This window comes from Micromonospora inositola (assembly GCF_900090285.1).
Lineage (GTDB): Bacteria > Actinomycetota > Actinomycetes > Mycobacteriales > Micromonosporaceae > Micromonospora > Micromonospora inositola.
Genome location: NZ_LT607754.1, coordinates 6,037,985 through 6,055,252, shown reverse-complemented (window position 1 = coordinate 6,055,252; position 17,268 = coordinate 6,037,985). Strand labels below are relative to the sequence as shown.

Sequence of the window (17,268 nt, the reverse complement as noted above, 5' to 3'; positions counted from 1 at the left end):
GCGGGCGCAATGCGCATCGGCATCGTGTGCCCGTACTCCTTCGACGTCCCCGGCGGGGTGCAGAACCACGTCATGGACCTGGCCGAGGCGTTGATCGGGCTGGGGCACGAGGTGAGCGTCTTCGCCCCGGCCGACGAGGACTCGCCGCTGCCGCCGTACGTGGTGTCGGCGGGGCGGGCGGTGCCGCTGCCGTACAACGGGTCGGTGGCCCGGATCGCGTTCGGGCCGGTCTCCACCGCCCGGGTGCGGCGCTGGATCACCCGGGGCGACTTCGACGTGCTGCATGTGCACGAGCCGCTGACGCCCAGCCTGTCCATGCTCGCCGTGCTCTGCGCCCGCGGTCCGGTGGTGGCCACCTTCCACACCGCGATGACCCGGTCCCGGGTGCTCTCCGCCGCGCAGGGCGTGCTGCAGATCCTGCTGGAGCGGATCACCGCCCGGATCGCGGTCAGCGCCCTCGCCCGCAAGGTGCAGGTCGAGCACATGGACGGCGGCGCGGTGGAGATCCCGAACGGGGTGACGGTGGCCAAGTTCGCCGGGGTCGCGCCGCTGCCCGGCTGGCCGGGGGGGTGCGGGCCGGGCACCGGCGGCACGCTCGGCTTCCTGGGCCGGTTCACCGAGCCCCGCAAGGGCTTCCCGATCCTCCGGGACGCGTTCGTCGCGCTCGCGCCGCACCGGCCCGGGCTGCGGCTGCTGGTCGCCGGCCCCGGCGACCCGGACGACCTGTACGACCAGTTCCCCGCCGAACTGCGCGACCGGGTCACCTTCCTCGGCCTGGTCTCCGAGGCGGACAAGGCACGCATGCTGCGCAGCGTGCACCTGTACGTCGCACCGAACACCGGCGGGGAATCCTTCGGGATGATCCTCACCGAGGCACTCGCCGCCGGCACCACGGTGGTCGCCAGCGACCTGGACGCGTTCCGCCGGGTGCTCGATGGCGGGCGGGCCGGCCGGCTGTTTCCGACCGGTGACCCGGCCGCGCTGCGTGTCGGGCTCGCCGCGCTGCTCGACGACGCCGACCAGCGGGCGGCGCTGACCGCCTGCGGCGACCAGGTGGTGGCGAATTTCGACTGGCCGGTGGTTGCCCGCCGCGTTCTGGAGGTATACGCAGCGGCGATCGAAGCCACCGACGGTCGGGTCATCGACCAGGAATGGGTGGGGATGGGCTGAGCGGCGGGGCCGCTGGGGCCGATGTGACGAGCGCGTCGGCGGCAGCCGCGCCGAAACCGGGCGGGAACGGAGCAGCACTACGATGCCGGGCATGTGGTGGGTGGTGGGCGCGGTCCTGGCCGTCGGGCTCGTCGTGGCGTACCTGATCTGGACGGCCGGCCGGGTCGAGCGGCTGCAGGCACGCGCGGAGTCGGCGGCCCGGGCGCTCGACGCGCACCTGCTGCGCCGCGCGGCGGCCGCGGCGGTCCTGGCCGAGCGGCGGTACGGCGTGGAGCTGTACGCGGCGGCCCGGATCGCCCTGGACGCCCCGCCGGACGAGCGGGAGGCGGCCGAGAACGACCTCACCCGGCAGTTGCGCACGGTCGAGCTGGACCCCGCCGACCCGGCCTGCGAGGCGGTGATCGCGGCCAGTCGCCGGCTGGCGTTGGCCCGGCAGGTGCACACCGACCTGGTCCGGGACGCCCGGTCGGCCCGCGGCCGTCCGCTGGTTCGCCTGTTCCGGATGGGACGCCGGCACCAGTTGCCGCGCTACTTCGACGTCGACGACCCCACCCTCGCCGTCCCGGCGGACGTCACCACCGGCTGACCGGCTGACCGGCGGGCCGCCGGCCACGCTCAGCGGCGCTGGTCAGGGGTGATGGGGGCCACAGAGCAGGCCACCGTGGGTCTGATTGGCTGTCGGACCGGCGTTGGCCCCGTCGTAGCATTTTTTACAGCCACCCCCCGAGCACGCCCAAGGAGCGATGACCCGTGCCCGACTCCACCTCCCCGAACGCCAACGCCACGCCCGTCGTCGGCACCGCCCGCGTCAAGCGAGGCATGGCCGAGATGCTCAAGGGCGGCGTGATCATGGACGTGGTCACCGCCGAGCAGGCCAAGATCGCCGAGGACGCCGGCGCGGTCGCCGTCATGGCGCTGGAGCGCGTGCCCGCGGACATCCGCGCGCAGGGCGGCGTCTCCCGGATGAGCGACCCAGACATGATCGACGGCATCATCGAGGCCGTCTCGATCCCGGTGATGGCCAAGGTCCGCATCGGCCACTTCGTCGAGGCGCAGATCCTCCAGTCGCTCGGCGTCGACTACATCGACGAGTCCGAGGTGCTGACCCCGGCCGACTACGCCAACCACATCGACAAGTGGGCCTACACCGTCCCCTTCGTCTGCGGCGCGACCAACCTCGGCGAGGCGCTGCGCCGGATCACCGAGGGCGCGGCGATGATCCGCTCCAAGGGCGAGGCGGGCACCGGTGACGTCTCCAACGCCACCACCCACATGCGCAAGATCCGTCAGGAGATCCGCCGGCTGCAGTCGCTGCCCGCCGACGAGCTGTTCGTCGCCGCCAAGGAGCTGCAGGCGCCGTACGAGCTGGTCAAGGAGGTCGCCCAGACCGGCAAGCTGCCGGTGGTGCTGTTCACCGCGGGCGGCATCGCCACCCCGGCCGACGCCGCCATGATGATGCAGCTCGGCGCCGAGGGCGTCTTCGTCGGGTCCGGCATCTTCAAGTCGGGCAACCCGGCCCAGCGCGCCGCCGCGATCGTCAAGGCGACCACCTTCCACGACGACCCGGACGTGCTGGCCAAGGTCTCCCGCGGCCTGGGTGAGGCGATGGTCGGCATCAACGTCGACGAGATCCCGCAGCCGCACCGCCTGGCCGAGCGCGGTTGGTGAGCGCGAGGAGTGAGCCGGTCCTGCTAGCCCCGCAGTCGCGAACGAAAGAAGGGTTGGTGACGCCCATGGGTGACCAGCCGAAGATCGGTGTCCTCGCGCTGCAGGGGGACGTGCGCGAGCACGTCGCGGCCCTGGCCGGGTCCGGCGCCGACGCCCGCCCGGTGCGCCGTCCGGCGGAGCTGGACGCGGTCGACGGGCTGGTCATCCCCGGGGGCGAGTCCACCACCATCAGCAAGCTCGCGGACATCTTCGAGATGCGCGAGCCGATCGACAAGCGGATCTTCGGCGGCATGCCGGTCTACGGGTCCTGCGCCGGCATGATCATGCTGGCCGGCGAGGTCCTGGACGGCCGGCCCGACCAGCGCGGCTTCGCCGGGATCGAAATGACGGTACGGCGCAACGCGTTCGGCCGGCAGGTCGACTCGTTCGAAGCGCCGGTGGCGATCACCGGGGTCGAGGGCGAGCCGTTCCACGCCGTCTTCATCCGGGCCCCGTGGGTGGAACGGGTCGGCGAGGGCGTGGAGGTGCTGGGCCGGGTCACCGACGGGCCGGCCGCCGACCGGATCGTCGCGGTCCGGCAGGGCAACCTGGTGGCCACCTCGTTCCACCCGGAACTCACCGGTGACCTGCGGCTGCACCGCTGGTTCGTGGAGCTGGTCCGCGCCGCCTGAGCGATGCGCGGGGGGCCCTTCCGGATCGGAAGGGCCCCCCGCGCATGCCGCGCCGCCCCGGACGGGTGCCGGGTGTGACACGCCGGGGCAGCATCTCGGTAGGATTGCCGCGGTTCGGCAGGGCCCTCGCCCGCCGCAGCCGTCCACGCGGAGCCGACCGGCCGTCCTGTCGCCGGTTGCGGCGTGGAGTCGGCGCGGGCAGTCGACGCAGGCGTGGAATGACAGACGGAGGTACGAGATGTCCGGCCACTCAAAGTGGGCGACCACCAAGCACAAGAAGGCCGTCATCGACGCCAAGCGCGGCAAGGTGTTCGCCAAGCTGATCAAGAACGTCGAGGTCGCGGCCCGGACCGGCGGCGGCGATCCCGCCGGCAACCCGACGCTGTACGACGCCATCCAGAAGGCGAAGAAGAACTCGGTACCGAACGACAACATCGACCGCGCGGTCAAGCGCGGCTCCGGCCTGGAGGCCGGCGGCGCCGACTGGCAGACCATCATGTACGAGGGCTACGGCCCGAACGGCGTGGCGATGCTGATCGAGTGCCTCACCGACAACCGCAACCGCGCGGCCACCGAGGTGCGCACCGCGCTGACCCGCAACGGCGGCTCGCTCGCCGACGCCGGCTCGGTGTCGTACATGTTCTCCCGCAAGGGCGTGGTGATCGTGCCCAAGACCGGCACGACGGAGGACGACGTGATGATGGCGGTTCTCGACGCCGGCGCCGAGGAGGTCAACGACCTCGGTGAGGCGTACGAGGTGGTCTCCGAGCCGACCGACCTGATCGCGGTCCGCACCGCGCTGCAGGACGCCGGCATCGAGTACGAGTCGGCCGAGTCCTCCCTGATTCCCAGCGTCAACGTGCCGCTGGACGAGGACGGCGCGCGCAAGGTCTTCAAGCTGATCGACGTGCTGGAGGATTGCGACGACGTGCAGAACGTGTACGCGAACTTCGACGTCTCCGACGACGTGATGGCGGCCGTCGACGCCTGACCATCGGTGCCGGCGCGCCCCTGGTCGCGGTGGCGGGCCGGCTCCGGACATCCCGCTGCGACACTACGAAGCTGATGTCGTGAACGATTCACCGGTGCGGCGCTGACCCGTGTCGTCCGCACGGCCGGCCGCGACGCCCGGCCCGGCGTTCGGCCCGGCGTCCGGTGATTCATCCACGACATCAGCTTCGTAGCGTCCGGGACAGGTGGTCGCCGCGATCGGTCGACCTGCCCGAGGAATCGGCGCCCCTGCGCGGGGACGTCAAGGCCTCGGCGAAGCGGCGGGCCACCGCGTCGAAGGCCGCCCTGCGCCGCCGGCTGCCGTCGGGCCGAAACTGAACTGACCGGCCGTGACGCCCCGCCGTACGCTGCCGGGATGCTCCTGCCCGATCTCCCGCTCCGCACTGACCGCCTCGACCTGCGGCTCTTCACCGCCGACGACTTCGCCGCCCTGCACGGGTACCAGTCCCGCGCCGACGTGACCCGCTACCTCTACTTCGGTCCGAACGACGAGGCCGCCAGCCGGGAGGCGCTGGCCCGCAAGCGCGCCCGCGTGGCGCTGCGCGAGCCGGGCGACGTGCTGAACCTGGCCATCGTGGTCCGGGCGACCGGCGAGCTGGTCGGCGACGTGCTACTGATCTGGACCAGTGCCGAGCACCGGCAGGGCGAGATCGGATATTGCTGCACCCCGACCACAGCGGCCACGGGTACGCCACGGAGGCGGCCGGGGCGCTGCTGCGGCTCGGCTTCGACGGGCTCGGCCTGCACCGGATCGTCGGCCGGCTGGACGCCCGCAACGCCGCCTCGGCCCGGGTGCTGACCCGGCTCGGCATGCGCCACGAGGCCCACCTGGTGCAGAACGAGTTCGTCAAGGGGGAGTGGGTCGACGAGGCGGTGTACGCGCTGCTGGCCCAGGAGTGGCGGGCCGGCCGGACCGCCGGCTGACCGGCCGGCCCGGCCCGGCGCCCCGTGCGCGCCGGGTCGGACCGCGGCCCCGTCAGGCGTGGTGGCGCCGGGCCTTCACGATGCTGTCGGCGACGTCCCAGACCGTGATCGCGGCGACCACCACGACCGTGACCCGGGCGACGGTGTCGAGGTGTCCGTCCGTGCGCAGCCACTCGAACCGCCGCACCAGCTCCGGGTTGAGCAGCCGGTCGGTGAGCAGCAGGACGATGACCGGCACCGCGAACGCCAGGTCGAGGGCGGCGTTCACCGCTACGAGCGGCCAGGTCCACCGCCCGGCGCGGTACTTGGCGACCTCCAGCACCAGGCTGGCCACGAGCACGGCCGCGAGGAACGGCAGCCACGAGCTCCAGAGCGCCGGGTCGAGGAGCGGGATGCGGTCGCCGTCGGTGTCGGAAACCCAGGGCTGGAAGTGCTGCCAGGGCAGGAAGGCGAGGGTGAGCAGCAGCATCGCCACCGACGCGCAGGTGTCGGTGAGCCGGACGTCTCGCTCCGCCGGACCCTCCGGGAGTTGGTCGACGCTCCACTCGGGCAGGTTCAGCGAGGTGTCGGTCCGTTCCAGGACCGCGAAGCCCAAGGTGACCCAGAAGGCGATCTGCACCGCCGTCTGGAACGCACTGCTGATGCCCACGCCGACCGCCCTGCCGGGGTCGTCGCCGACGGTCGCCTCGAGCACGCCCACCACGACTCCGACGGTGCCGGGCACGGTAGCCAGCATCAGCCGCAGCAACCGCTGCCAGACCAGGTAGTAGGTGGGGCCGATGAGCTGGAGCCGACGGTCGGCGTACCGGGCGGCAAGCCGCTCCGGCTGGCCCAGCTCGGTGAGCACCTCGCGTTCGGCGGCCTCGGCGCCCTGCCCGGCGCCGGTCCGGTCGTCGATCATGTCCTCGATGGCGGCGCGCAGCTCGGAGGCGATCTCGGCGCGGCGGGGCGCCGGCACCGCCCGCAGGGTGGCGGCTAGGTAGCGGTCGGTCAGGGAACTCATCGGTCGTCTCCTTCGATCAGCCCGGCGACGGAGGTCTGCACGGCGGCGAGGTCGTCGAGGAGGCGGGCCAGCACCGTCTCACCCTCGTCACTGATGCGGTAGAACTTGCGCGGCCGGCTCTCCTCGGTGTTCCACTCGCTGGTCAGCAGCCCCTGCTCCTCCAGCCGCCGGAGCAGGGGATAGAGCGTGTTGGCGTCGACCGGGAAGCCGTGCGCCGCGAGGCGTTGCAGCAGCGCGTAGCCGTAGTCGGGGCGGCGCAGGGCGACCAGGCTCGCCACCACCGCCGTGCCGCGGCGCAACTCCTGGAGATGGGTCCGCAGGATCTCCTCGCTCACCATGACTCACACGATACTGTATGACACACACTAATGTCTAGCGCGACATCGTTGTGCCACTAGGCGACACTGTGGACGGTCGCGCGCGCGGCAGGCCCGCCGGGCGGCCCCCGCCGTCTACCGTCGAAGCGGGGACGGGGGTGAGGCGATGGACACTCCGGCGTGGATCGGCCCGTACCGCATCGAGCGGCTGCTCGGGGCGGGGTCCTTCGCGACCGTCTGGCTGGGCCACGACCCGGTCCTCGACTCCCGCGTGGCGATCAAGGTGCTGGCCGAGAACTGGAGTCACGACCTGCGGGTGCGGGAACGGTTCCTGGACGAGGCCCGGCTGCTGCGGCGACTCGACCACCACCGGCTGGTCCGCGTGCACGGTCTGGGGGAGCTGCCCGACGGCCGGCCGTACGCGGTGCTGGCCTGGGCGGACGGCGGAAGCCTGCGGGACCGGCTGGCGCGGGGCGCGATGCCGCTGGCACCGGCCCTGGACCTGCTGGTGGAGATCGCCGCCGGGGTCGCGGTCCTGCACCGCCACGGTGTCGTGCATCGCGACCTCACACCGGCCAACATCCTCTTCCGCTCGGGCCCGAACGGTGAGTGGGTACTGATCGCCGATCTGGGGCTGGCCAAGGCCGTCGCCGCCGCGTCCGGCCTCACCGCCAGGGCGGGCACCCCCGGCTACATGGCGCCGGAGCAGGACGATCCGTTCGCGGTGGTGGACACCCGTGCCGACGTGTTCGGGCTGGGTCGGCTCGGCCTCCGGCTCCTCGGCACCGAGGTGCCGGTTCCGAGCGCGGCGAGCCGGCTGCGGGAGGGGGTTCCGCCGCAGGTGGCGGCGGTGCTCCGGCGGGCCACCGCGCCGCGCCCGGCAGACCGCTACCCCGATGCGGCGGCCTTCGGATCGGCACTGCGGCGGGCGGTGACGCCCACGGGCGCGTCCGCCGGCGCGGGCCGGGCGTCCGGGTGGCAGCCCGGCCGCCGGCACCGGTTCGGCGTCGTTGCCGCGGCGGTCCTGGTGTTCGTCGGACTGGGCGGCACGGCCGGCGACGCCGCGGTCGTGCCGCGGTCGCGCGCCAGCTGGACGAGCGGGCCGCTCACCGTCGCACTGCCGGCAGGGTGGCGGGCGGCGGGCACCGGCTGGGCGGGTCAGTACGGCGACGACGGCCGGCTCGAACCGGCGCTGGTGATGTCGCCCGACCCGCAGCGGTGGGCGGCCGACACCACCCTGCCGGGCGCCTTCGTCGGTCTCTCCGCCAGCATCGCCGCGCGGACCAGCCCCGAGGGTTTTCTCACCGAACGCCCACACGGGAACTGTGCCGCCGCGCCGGTGCGCACGACCAGCCAGGCGGGAGTCGACTGGGTGGTGGCCCAGTTCAGCTGCGGGCGCGGCAGGCCGGTGGTCGTCGAGGCGGCCGGACTCGGACCGGGCCGCAGCGGCCTGATCTACGTGCAGATCGCACCACCGGCGGGCAGCGGAGCGGACTTCGTCGACACGCTGCTCGCCGGGGTACGGGTGCGGTAGGTCGTAGCGCACTAGCGCACCACCACCGTCACCGTGTACGTCCGCCCGCCGTGTGGGATCGTGACCGCGACCGTGCCGCGACGCAGGAAGCGGACGTTCACGACTCCGGCCTCGTAGCTGGTGGAAGCCAGGTCCTTCCGGTCCACGGTGACCTGACCGGGCCCGATCCCCTCGAGGCGCAGGACGCCGCCGGTGGCCAGGCAGAGCGACTTGAGCAGCGCCAGTTCCTGCTCGTCCAACTTGAGGTCGTAGCGGATCGCGCCGAGGCAGGCGGACGCCGGGGTCGGGGACGGCGTCGCGCGGGGGAGGCCCGTCGCGGTCGAGGAGGCGACCGGAGCGGGCCGCGAGGTCGTCGGCGTGCCGGCCGGTCCGGACGGAGTGACGGTGGTGGCCGCCGTGCTCGGCTGGACGGGCAGCGGCGAGACCGGTTCCTCGCCGCAGGCCCCGATCGCACCGATCAGGGCCACGGCGGCGGCCACGGCCGAGAGCCGGCGTCCAGGGATGCTGCTGCTCATCGCGATTCTCCTCGGGCGAGTTGCGTTCACCCTGTTTGTCGCCGCCGCGGCCAGTTCGGTTCGGGGTATCCCTGGCTCAGGTTCGGTCGGCTGTCAGCCGTTGGCGGAGCTGCTGGCGGGCCTGGTGGATGCGGGACTTCACGGTCCCCTCCGGCAGGTCGAGCAGGGTGGCGATCTCGCGGTAGCTCAGGCCGAGGATGTCGCGCAGGGTCACCGCCTCGGCGAGTTCGGGGCGGACCGAGTCGAGCGCGTCGAGCAGGTCGAGCCGGGTGCCGGCGACCACGCTGGTCCGCCGGGGGTCGGGCGGGTCGGGCAGCGGCACGCCACCGGCCTCGACCAACCAGCGCCGGCGCAGCACCCGGTAGGTCGAGCGGGCCCGGTTCGCGGTGAGCTGGTACAGCCAGGTGTGGAACGACGACCGTCCCTCGAACCGGGTGATCCCCCTGGCCAGCGCGAACAGCGCGTCCTGGCACGCCTCCTCGGCGTCCTCCCGGTTGGGCAGCAGGCGGGCGCAGAGCCGCAGCACCTCCGGGCGGACGGCCGCCAGCAGCACATCCAGGGCTCCGGGGTCGCCGCGCGCGGCCGACCTGGCCAGGTCGTCGATACCCTCCGCGAGGGGCATGACTGCCTCCCATGCTCGCCCGAGGTGCCGTGCCCTCCAGGCTACGGCCGGTCCGCGGCCTCGGCCCGGCCGAGTCCGGCAGCCGACTCACCGGCCGCGCAGGTCGGTGCGGGAGATCCACACCACCCTGACGGTGATCTGCCCGCGCGGCTGCTGGAGGTGCCTCTCGGGGCGGGGATAGGGTGGGCCGACCGACTTCTCACCACCCACGAAGCCGACCCGGGGGGCGCCACGCATGGGCGATTCGTTCGCGCATCTGCACGTGCACACTGAGTACTCGATGCTCGACGGGGCGGCCCGACTCAAGGACCTCTTCGCCGAGGCGAACCGGCTCGGCATGCCGGCGGTGGCGATCACCGACCACGGCAACATGCACGGCGCGAACGACTTCTACAAGCAGGCGATGGCCGCCGGGATCACCCCGATCCTGGGCGTCGAGGCGTACGTGGCGCCGGAGTCGCGCTATCACAAGGCGCGGGTCAAGTGGGGCCGGCCGGAGCAGAAGAGCGACGACATCTCCGGTAACGGCGCGATCACCCACAAGACGATGTGGGCGCGGAACGCCACGGGCCTGAAGAACCTGTTCACGCTGAACTCGCGCGCCTCCATGGAGGGCCACTACGTCAAGTGGCCCCGGATGGACATGGAGCTGATCGCCGAGCACGCCGAGGGCATCATGGCCACCACCGGCTGCCCCTCCGGCGCGGTGCAGACCCGGCTGCGGCTGGGCCAGTTCGACGAGGCGCTCAAGGTCGCCGCGAGCTACCAGGACATCTTCGGCAAGGAGAACTACTTCCTGGAGATCATGGACCACGGCCTCGACATCGAGCGCCGGGTCCGCGACGGGCTCACCGAGATCGCCCGCAAGCTCGACATCCCGCCGGTGGTCACCAACGACTCGCACTACACCCACGAGGCGCAGGCGACCGCGCACGACGTGCTGCTCTGCGTGCAGACGGGTAGCAACATCGACGACCCCAACCGGTTCCGCTTCGAGGGCGGCGGCTACTTCATCAAGTCCGCCGAGCAGATGCGCGCGGTCGACTCCTCGGAGCTGTGGCAGCAGGGCTGCCGCAACACCCTGCTGGTCGCGGAGAAGGTCGACCCGGCCGGGATGTTCGAGTTCCACAACCTGATGCCGCGCTTCCCGGTGCCGGAGGGGGAGACCGAGGAGTCCTGGTTCCGCAAGGAGACCCACCGGGGGCTGGCCCGCCGGTTCCCGAACGGGATCCCGGAGGGTCACGTCGTCCAGGCCGAGTACGAGCTGGGAATCATCATCCAGATGGGCTTCCCGTCGTACTTCCTCGTGGTCGCCGACTTCATCCAGTGGGCGAAGAGCCAGGGCATCGCCGTCGGTCCGGGTCGTGGCTCGGCCGCCGGCTCGCTCGTCGCGTACGCCCTCGGCATCACCGACCTGGACCCGATCCCGCACGGCCTGATCTTCGAGCGGTTCCTCAACCCCGAGCGTGTCTCGATGCCGGATGTCGACATCGACTTCGACGAGCGTCGGCGCGGTGAGGTGATCAAGTACGTCACCGACAAGTGGGGTGAGGACAAAGTCGCGCAGATCGCCACCTTCGGCACGATCAAGGCGAAGGCCGCGATCAAGGACTCGGCCCGGGTGCTCGGCTATCCCTACGCGGTGGGCGACCGGATCACGAAGGCGATGCCCCCGGCGGTGATGGGCAAGGACATCCCGCTCACCGGCATCTTCGACCCCAAGCACGCCCGGTACGCCGAGGCCGGTGAGATCCGCGGCCTCTACGAGTCCGACCCGGACGTCAAGAAGGTCATCGACACCGCGCGCGGCATCGAGGGGCTGATCCGGCAGACCGGCGTGCACGCCGCCGGCGTCATCATGTCCGCCGAGCCGATCATCGAGCACATCCCGCTGATGCGCCGGGACGCCGACGGGGCGATCATCACCCAGTTCGACTACCCGACCTGCGAGTCGCTCGGGTTGTTGAAGATGGACTTCCTCGGCCTGCGCAACCTGACGATCATCGACGACGCGCTGAAGAACATCGAGCTCAACCACGGGCGCAAGGTCGACCTGCTGACCCTGCCGCTGGACGACAAGCCGACGTACGAGCTGCTGGCCCGGGGCGACACCCTCGGCGTCTTCCAGCTCGACGGCGGCCCGATGCGCTCCCTGCTGCGGCTGATGAAGCCGGACAACTTCGAGGACATCTCCGCCGTCCTGGCGCTCTACCGGCCCGGCCCGATGGGCGCGAATTCGCACACCAACTACGCGCTGCGCAAGAACGGCCAGCAGGACATCACGCCGATCCACCCGGAGCTGGCCGAGCCCCTGGAGGAGATCCTCGGTCCCACCTACGGCCTGATCGTCTACCAGGAGCAGGTGCAGCGCGCCGCGCAGAAGCTCGCCGGCTACAGCCTGGGCCAGGCCGACCTGCTGCGCCGGGCGATGGGCAAGAAGAAGAAGGAGGTCCTCGACAAGGAGTTCATCCCGTTCCGCGACGGCATGCGGAACAACGGGTACTCCGACGAGGCCATCCAGACGCTCTGGGACATCCTGGTCCCGTTCGCCGACTACGCCTTCAACAAGGCGCACACCGCCGGCTACGGCCTGGTGTCGTACTGGACCGGCTACCTCAAGGCGAACTACCCGGCCGAGTACATGGCTGGACTGCTCACCTCGGTCGGCGACGACAAGGACAAGATGGCGCTCTACCTGTCGGAGTGCCGGCGGATGGGCATCCAGGTCCTGCCGCCTGACGTGAACACCTCGGCCGGCCCGTTCACCCCGGTCGGCAGGGACATCCGCTTCGGCCTGGCCGCGATCCGCAACGTCGGCGCGAACGTGGTCGCCTCGATCATGCGGTGCCGCGAGGAGAAGGGCGAGTACGCCGACTTCTACGACTTCCTGTCCAAGGTGGACGCGGTGGTCTGCAACAAGAAGACCATCGAATCGCTGATCAAGGCCGGCGCGTTCGACTCGATGGGGCACCCGCGCAAGGGCCTGCTCGCCGTGCACGCCGACGCCATCGACGCGTACGCCGACGTCAAGCGCAAGGAGGCGGTCGGCCAGTACGACCTCTTCGGCGCCGGCTTCGGCGAGGCGGACACCGGCGGCAGCACCACGGTCATGCCGACCATCGGCGAGGGTGAGTGGGACAAGCGGGACAAGCTGGCCTTCGAGCGGGAGATGCTCGGCCTGTACGTCTCCGACCACCCGCTCTTCGGCCTGGAGCACGTCCTCGGCGCGGCGGCGGACACCACGATCGCCGCGCTCGCCGAGGAGGGCGGGGTGCCGGACGGGGCGGTGGTCACGCTCGCCGGCATCCTCTCCGGCGTGCAGCGCCGGGTCACCAAGCAGGGCCGGGCCTGGGCCTCGGCCACCCTGGAGGACCTGGCCGGCGGGGTGGAGACGCTCTTCTTCCCGAACACCTACGAGGTGATCGGGCAGTACATCGCCGAGGACGCGATCGTGGTGGTCAAGGGGCGGGTCGATCGCCGCGACGACACGCCGCGGATCATGGCGATGGACATGTCCATGCCGGACATCAGCAGCAACCCGGCGAGCAAGCCGGTCACCCTCACCATCCCGGTGCACCGGTGCACGCCGCCGCTGGTGGAACGGCTCAAGGAGACCCTGGTGCTGCATCCCGGGGACACCGAGGTGCACGTCAAGCTGCTCAACGGGGGCAAGGTGACCACGCTGCGGCTGGGGCCGTTCCGGGTCGCGGCCACCACCGCGCTGATGGGTGACCTGAAGAGCGTCCTCGGCCCCACCAACGTGAGCTGACGCAACCGCCGCACACCCTGGGCCCGTAAACCGGGGCCCGGCCGACCGCACTGTCCCGGCCACGCTCGGTCCCGGGCCGGGCCCCGTTGACCAGGAAACATCACTCTCAGTAAACCTGCTCGTCATCTCGGATCCCTACGCTTCCCCGGCGGCGCGCCGCCAGTGCGCGCCGGAACAGGAAGACCGAGGAGAGAAACATGAGTCATGTTCTCGTCGCCGTCGCGATCAACGTCGTCAGCGCTGCGTTGATCGCGATCATCACCGCCGCCGTCCGCCGGTTTCTGGCGCCGGCCCTCTAGGCGTACGCCGCCCCGCGCTGTCGGGTGCAGCGACGGCGCCGCCAAGTTCCGGGTCGCGGCCACCACCGCGCTGATGGGTGACCTGAAGAGCGTCCTCGGCCCCACCAACGTCAGCTGACCCGGTGCGGACATGGTGAGTTGACGCTGTTCGCCCGTTATAGATTATTTGTCCGTTATTGTAAGTCGATGTCCCGTAGGCAGCTGCTGGCCGCCGTTCCGATCCTGCTCCTGTTGGCCGGGCCCGCGGCATGCACCAGCCGGGAGCCCGCCAAGGGAGCGCTGACCAGCCCGTCCACGGCCGCCCCGTCCGGTACGGCCTTCGGGCCGCTGGTCGCGGGCATGCCGACGTATCCGACGTATCCGACCGCCGGGAACGTCTACGCGGCAGCCGTCCCCGGCCGGCTCGCCGGGCCGGTACGCGGCGACCGGCCGATGGTCTACGTGCCGAACACCAAGAGCAACGACGTCTGGCTGATCGACCCCGCCACCTTCAAGGTTGTGGGGCAGTTCGCCGGCGGGCCGGAGCCGCAACACGTGGTGCCCTCCTACGACCTGCGCACGCTCTACGTGGCGTCCAGCCAGGTCCCCCAGGGCGGGCTGGTCCCGATCGACGCCCGGACCGGCAGGCCGGGCAGGTTCATCAAGCTGGGAGACGTCTACAACCTCTACTTCACCCCGGACGGCAAGCAGGCGATCGTGGTCGCCGAGGCCTACCAGCGCCTGGACTTCTACGACCCGACCACCTGGCGGCTGGTGAGATCGGCCCGGTTCCCCGAGTGCGGCGGCATCAACCACATGGACTACTCCGCGGACGGCAGGACGATGTTCTTCAGTTGCGAGTTCGCCAACCGGATGCTCGTACTGGACACCGCCAGCCTCCGCAAGCTGCGCGACTTCCAGCTCACCGAGGCGGCCGACGGCATGCCTCAGGACACCCGGCTGACTCCGGACGGCCAGCATTTCCTGGTCGCGGACATGCACGCCAACGGGGTGTACGTCTTCGACGGCCAGGCCAGCCGGCAGACCGGATTCATCCGGACCGGGCGGGGCGCACACGGCATCTACTTCAGCCGTGACGCCAGACTGGCCTACGTCACCAACCGCGACGAGGGCAGTGTGACCGTCCTCGACCTGGCCCGCCTGAAGCCCACCACCACCTGGCGGATCCCCGGCGGCAGCCCGGACATGGGCGGCCTCTCAGCCGACGGCAAGCAGCTCTGGCTCTCCGGGCGCTACAACGACGAGGTGTACGTGTTGAGCACGGAGACCGGCAAGCTGCTCGCCCGCATCCCCGTCGGCCGAGGCCCCCACGGCCTGGCCGTCTGGCCGCAACCCGGTCGCTATTCTCTCGGGCACACCGGGAACATCCGGTAGGGCAGGTCCCGTCCCGGCCGGTCCGTCCGTGGCGGCCGCGCCCCGCGACAGCGCGCCGTCACACCGGCCGATACTCGACCTCGGGCCGGCCAGGCGTGCCGTAGCGGGGGGTGCGTACCGCGCGTTCGACGGTCACCAGGTATTCCAGATAGCGGCGGGCGGTCACCCGCGAGATGCCGGTCTGCTGGCTCACCTCGGTCGCGGACCGGCCCGCCCCTGGGGAGAGGACGGCAAGCACCCGGTGCAGCGTCTGCTCGTCCAGTCCCTTGGGCAGGGTGTGCCGCGCGGCGCCGCGCAGGGTGGCGAACATCCGGTCCACCTCGTGCTGGGCGGCGACCTCGCCCTCGGCGAGCGCCTGGCGCCGGTAGTCGGCGTACCGCTCCAGCTTGTCGCGGAAGGCGGCGAAGGTGAACGGCTTGAGCAGGTAGTGCGTCACTCCGAGGGAGACGGCGGTGCGGACCACCGCCAGGTCCCGGGCCGAGGTCACCGCGAGCACGTCGACGCTGCTGCCCGCCGCCCGCAGGGCCCGGCAGACGTCCAGGCCGTGCAGGTCGGGCAGCCGGAAGTCGAGCAGTACCAGGTCCACGTCCTCGCCCGCCCGGTGCCGCAGCGCCGCCATCGCCTCCTGGGCGGTGTGTGCCACCCCGACCACCACGAAGCCCGGCACCCGCTCGGTGTACGCCTTGTGCGCCTCCGCCAGCAGCGGCTCGTCCTCCACCACCAGCACCCGGATGTCGGTCACGACCGGCCCTCCGGGATCGGCAGCCGGACCGTGAACACCGTCCCGCCGCCGTCGGCGGCGGCCACGTCGCAGCGGCCACCGTGCCGCCGGATCACCTGCCCGACCAGCGCCAGGCCCAGGCCGCGGCCGGCGCTCTTGGTCGACCAGCCGCGCCGGAACGCGTCTGCGACCCGGTCGGGGTCCAGGCCCGGTCCGTTGTCGCCGACCCGGACGACGATGTCGTCGCCGACGGCGCCGACGTAGACGCGTACCCGGCGCGGCGGGTCGGTGCCGGCCACCGCCTCCAGCGCGTTGTCGACCAGGTTGCCGACGACGGTGAGCAGGTCGGCGGCGGGCAGCGGGCTGTCGTCGAGCCGGCAGTCCGGTTCGATCACCAGGTCCACGCCGCGCTCGCCGGCTCGCGCTGACTTGCCGAGCAGCAGGGCGGCCAGCGCCGGCTCGGTCACCGCGCCGACCACCCGGTCCGTGAGCTGCTGGGCCAGCGCGAGGTCCCGGGTGGCGAGCTGCACGGCCTCGTCGGCGCGGCCCAGCTCCACCAGGGTCAGCACGGTGTGCAGCCGGTTGGCCGACTCGTGGGTCTGGGCCTGCAGGGCCTCGGTCAGCGCGCGTACCGAGTCCAGCTCGCTGGCCAGGTTGCGCAACTCGGTCTGGTCGCGCAGGGTCAGCACGGTACCGAGCGCGGCCCCCTCGAACCGGGTGGTCCGCTGGTTGGCCACCAGCACCCGGTCGCCGGCCAGCACCGGCTCGTCGTGCGCGTCCCGCCCGGAGGCCAGCAGCTCGGCCACGGCGGGTGGGAGGTCGATCCCGGCCACCGGCCGGTCGGTCACCGCCGTGTCCTCGTCGAGCCCGAGCAGCCGGCGGCCCTCGTCGTTGACCAGCGCCACCCGGCGGTCGGTGGTCAGCACCACCAGCCCCTCCCGTACCGAGTGCAGGACCGCGTCGTAGTACTCGTACATCCGGGTCATCTGGGCCGGGCCGAGGCCGTGCGTCTGCCGGCGGAGCCGGCGGCTGAGCAGCCAGGAGCCGGTGGCGGCGAGGGCGAGCGCGGGCACGGCGGCGCCGAGCAGCACCGGCAGCTGGGCAAGCAGCTTGCGGTTGATCGCCTGCGTGGTGATCCCGACCGAGACAAGGCCGATGATCCGACGATCGTCGTACACCGGGACCACCGCGCGCACCGATTCGCCGAGCGTGCCGACGTTGGTGATGGTGAACGCCTCACCGGCCAGGGCGGGGCCGATGTCGCCGATGAACGGCCGCCCGATCAGCGTCGCGTTGGGGTGCGAGTAACGGGTCCGGTCCGGGGCCATCACCACCACGAAGTCCGTTCCCGTCGCCACCCGGATCGACTCCGCGTACGGCTGGAGGGTGGCCGCCGGGTCGGGAGAGGCCAGGGCGGTGCGAACCTCGGGGGAGCGGGCGACGGTCTTCGCCACGGCCAGCACCTCGTCCTTCGCCGCCTGCTGGGAGTCGCTGCGGGCCAGCCAGACGGCGCCCGAGGCGCCGGCGAGCACTAGCAGCGTCACCACCACGGCCTGGAGGGCGAACAGCTGCCCCGCGATGCTCCACTGGCGTCGGGCCACGTCCACCTCCTCGTACCGCTCGGCTTCCGCCCGCAAGTGTGGCGCACCGGCTCGGACCCGATTTCCGCC

16 protein-coding genes and 1 pseudogene are annotated in these 17,268 nt (G+C 71.9%); 10 read left to right on the top strand and 7 right to left on the bottom strand.

All coding sequences use genetic code 11. The features are described 5' to 3' along the window. Positions 1-9: 9 nt before the first annotated feature. From GA0070613_RS28880 to GA0070613_RS34570, 7 genes and pseudogenes are all read left to right on the top strand, one after another. Positions 10-1,170 carry a glycosyltransferase family 4 protein gene (locus GA0070613_RS28880; protein WP_089015159.1) on the top strand — a complete coding sequence of 387 codons (1,161 nt, stop codon included), beginning with the start codon at positions 10-12 and terminating at the stop codon, positions 1,168-1,170. 82 nt (positions 1,171-1,252) lie between these two features. Further along, a complete protein-coding gene (locus GA0070613_RS28875; protein WP_089015158.1) occupies positions 1,253-1,756 on the top strand; it encodes a hypothetical protein in 504 nt (167 codons plus the stop codon). Between the two features lie 164 nt (positions 1,757-1,920). Further along, on the top strand, positions 1,921-2,838 hold the full coding sequence (gene pdxS, locus GA0070613_RS28870; RefSeq protein ID WP_089015157.1) for a pyridoxal 5'-phosphate synthase lyase subunit PdxS: 918 nt from the start codon (positions 1,921-1,923) through the stop codon (positions 2,836-2,838). 65 nt (positions 2,839-2,903) lie between these two features. Further along, positions 2,904-3,509, top strand: a complete 606-nt coding sequence (pdxT, locus tag GA0070613_RS28865) for a pyridoxal 5'-phosphate synthase glutaminase subunit PdxT (RefSeq protein WP_089015156.1) — start codon at positions 2,904-2,906, stop codon at positions 3,507-3,509. A gap of 238 nt (positions 3,510-3,747) precedes the next feature. Next, positions 3,748-4,500 (top strand): YebC/PmpR family DNA-binding transcriptional regulator, encoded by a 753-nt coding sequence (locus tag GA0070613_RS28860; protein ID WP_089015155.1) that lies wholly within the window; start codon positions 3,748-3,750, stop codon positions 4,498-4,500. A gap of 375 nt (positions 4,501-4,875) precedes the next feature. Next, positions 4,876-5,276, top strand: a pseudogene (locus tag GA0070613_RS28855) (GNAT family N-acetyltransferase); the annotation flags it as partial. A gap of 36 nt (positions 5,277-5,312) precedes the next feature. Further along, the gene (locus tag GA0070613_RS34570) at positions 5,313-5,444 is read left to right on the top strand and encodes a hypothetical protein (RefSeq protein WP_408631034.1); all 132 of its coding nucleotides are present in this window, start codon (positions 5,313-5,315) and stop codon (positions 5,442-5,444) included. 52 nt (positions 5,445-5,496) lie between these two features. On the opposite strand, the gene GA0070613_RS28850 is transcribed toward GA0070613_RS34570, so the two are convergent. Next, the gene (locus GA0070613_RS28850; protein ID WP_089015154.1) at positions 5,497-6,447 is read right to left on the bottom strand and encodes a permease prefix domain 1-containing protein; all 951 of its coding nucleotides are present in this window, start codon (positions 6,445-6,447) and stop codon (positions 5,497-5,499) included. Then, positions 6,444-6,785 carry a PadR family transcriptional regulator gene (locus GA0070613_RS28845; RefSeq protein ID WP_089015153.1) on the bottom strand — a complete coding sequence of 114 codons (342 nt, stop codon included), beginning with the start codon at positions 6,783-6,785 and terminating at the stop codon, positions 6,444-6,446. The genes GA0070613_RS28850 and GA0070613_RS28845 overlap by 4 nt, the downstream gene beginning before the upstream one ends. A 145-nt stretch (positions 6,786-6,930) precedes the next feature. On the opposite strand from GA0070613_RS28845, the gene GA0070613_RS34075 reads away from it, so the two are divergent. Next, positions 6,931-8,298, top strand: a complete 1,368-nt coding sequence (locus tag GA0070613_RS34075; RefSeq protein WP_089015152.1) for a serine/threonine-protein kinase — start codon at positions 6,931-6,933, stop codon at positions 8,296-8,298. Between the two features lie 11 nt (positions 8,299-8,309). Here the strand turns inward: GA0070613_RS34075 and GA0070613_RS28835 are convergent, their stop codons facing one another. The 3 genes from GA0070613_RS28835 to GA0070613_RS32445 form a co-directional block, all read right to left on the bottom strand. Next, entirely contained in the window at positions 8,310-8,813 is a 504-nt protein-coding gene (locus GA0070613_RS28835; RefSeq protein WP_089015151.1) for a hypothetical protein, read from the bottom strand. Between the two features lie 76 nt (positions 8,814-8,889). After that, positions 8,890-9,435 (bottom strand): RNA polymerase sigma factor, encoded by a 546-nt coding sequence (locus tag GA0070613_RS28830; protein ID WP_089015150.1) that lies wholly within the window; start codon positions 9,433-9,435, stop codon positions 8,890-8,892. Between the two features lie 87 nt (positions 9,436-9,522). Beyond that, positions 9,523-9,672 carry a hypothetical protein gene (locus tag GA0070613_RS32445; protein WP_157746562.1) on the bottom strand — a complete coding sequence of 50 codons (150 nt, stop codon included), beginning with the start codon at positions 9,670-9,672 and terminating at the stop codon, positions 9,523-9,525. On the opposite strand from GA0070613_RS32445, the gene dnaE reads away from it, so the two are divergent. Beyond that, a complete protein-coding gene (gene dnaE, locus GA0070613_RS28825; protein ID WP_089015149.1) occupies positions 9,671-13,204 on the top strand; it encodes a DNA polymerase III subunit alpha in 3,534 nt (1,177 codons plus the stop codon). The two genes, GA0070613_RS32445 and dnaE, sit on opposite strands and share 2 nt — an antisense overlap. A gap of 437 nt (positions 13,205-13,641) precedes the next feature. After that, positions 13,642-14,877: a YncE family protein gene (locus GA0070613_RS28820; RefSeq protein ID WP_231929551.1), complete on the top strand. Its 1,236-nt coding sequence runs from the start codon at positions 13,642-13,644 to the stop codon at positions 14,875-14,877. Between the two features lie 58 nt (positions 14,878-14,935). Here GA0070613_RS28820 and GA0070613_RS28815 read toward each other — a convergent pair whose 3' ends face one another. Then, on the bottom strand, positions 14,936-15,619 hold the full coding sequence (locus tag GA0070613_RS28815; RefSeq protein ID WP_089015147.1) for a response regulator: 684 nt from the start codon (positions 15,617-15,619) through the stop codon (positions 14,936-14,938). After that, positions 15,616-17,235 carry an ATP-binding protein gene (locus tag GA0070613_RS28810; protein WP_231929549.1) on the bottom strand — a complete coding sequence of 540 codons (1,620 nt, stop codon included), beginning with the start codon at positions 17,233-17,235 and terminating at the stop codon, positions 15,616-15,618. The genes GA0070613_RS28815 and GA0070613_RS28810 overlap by 4 nt, the downstream gene beginning before the upstream one ends. Positions 17,236-17,268: the final 33 nt, after the last annotated feature.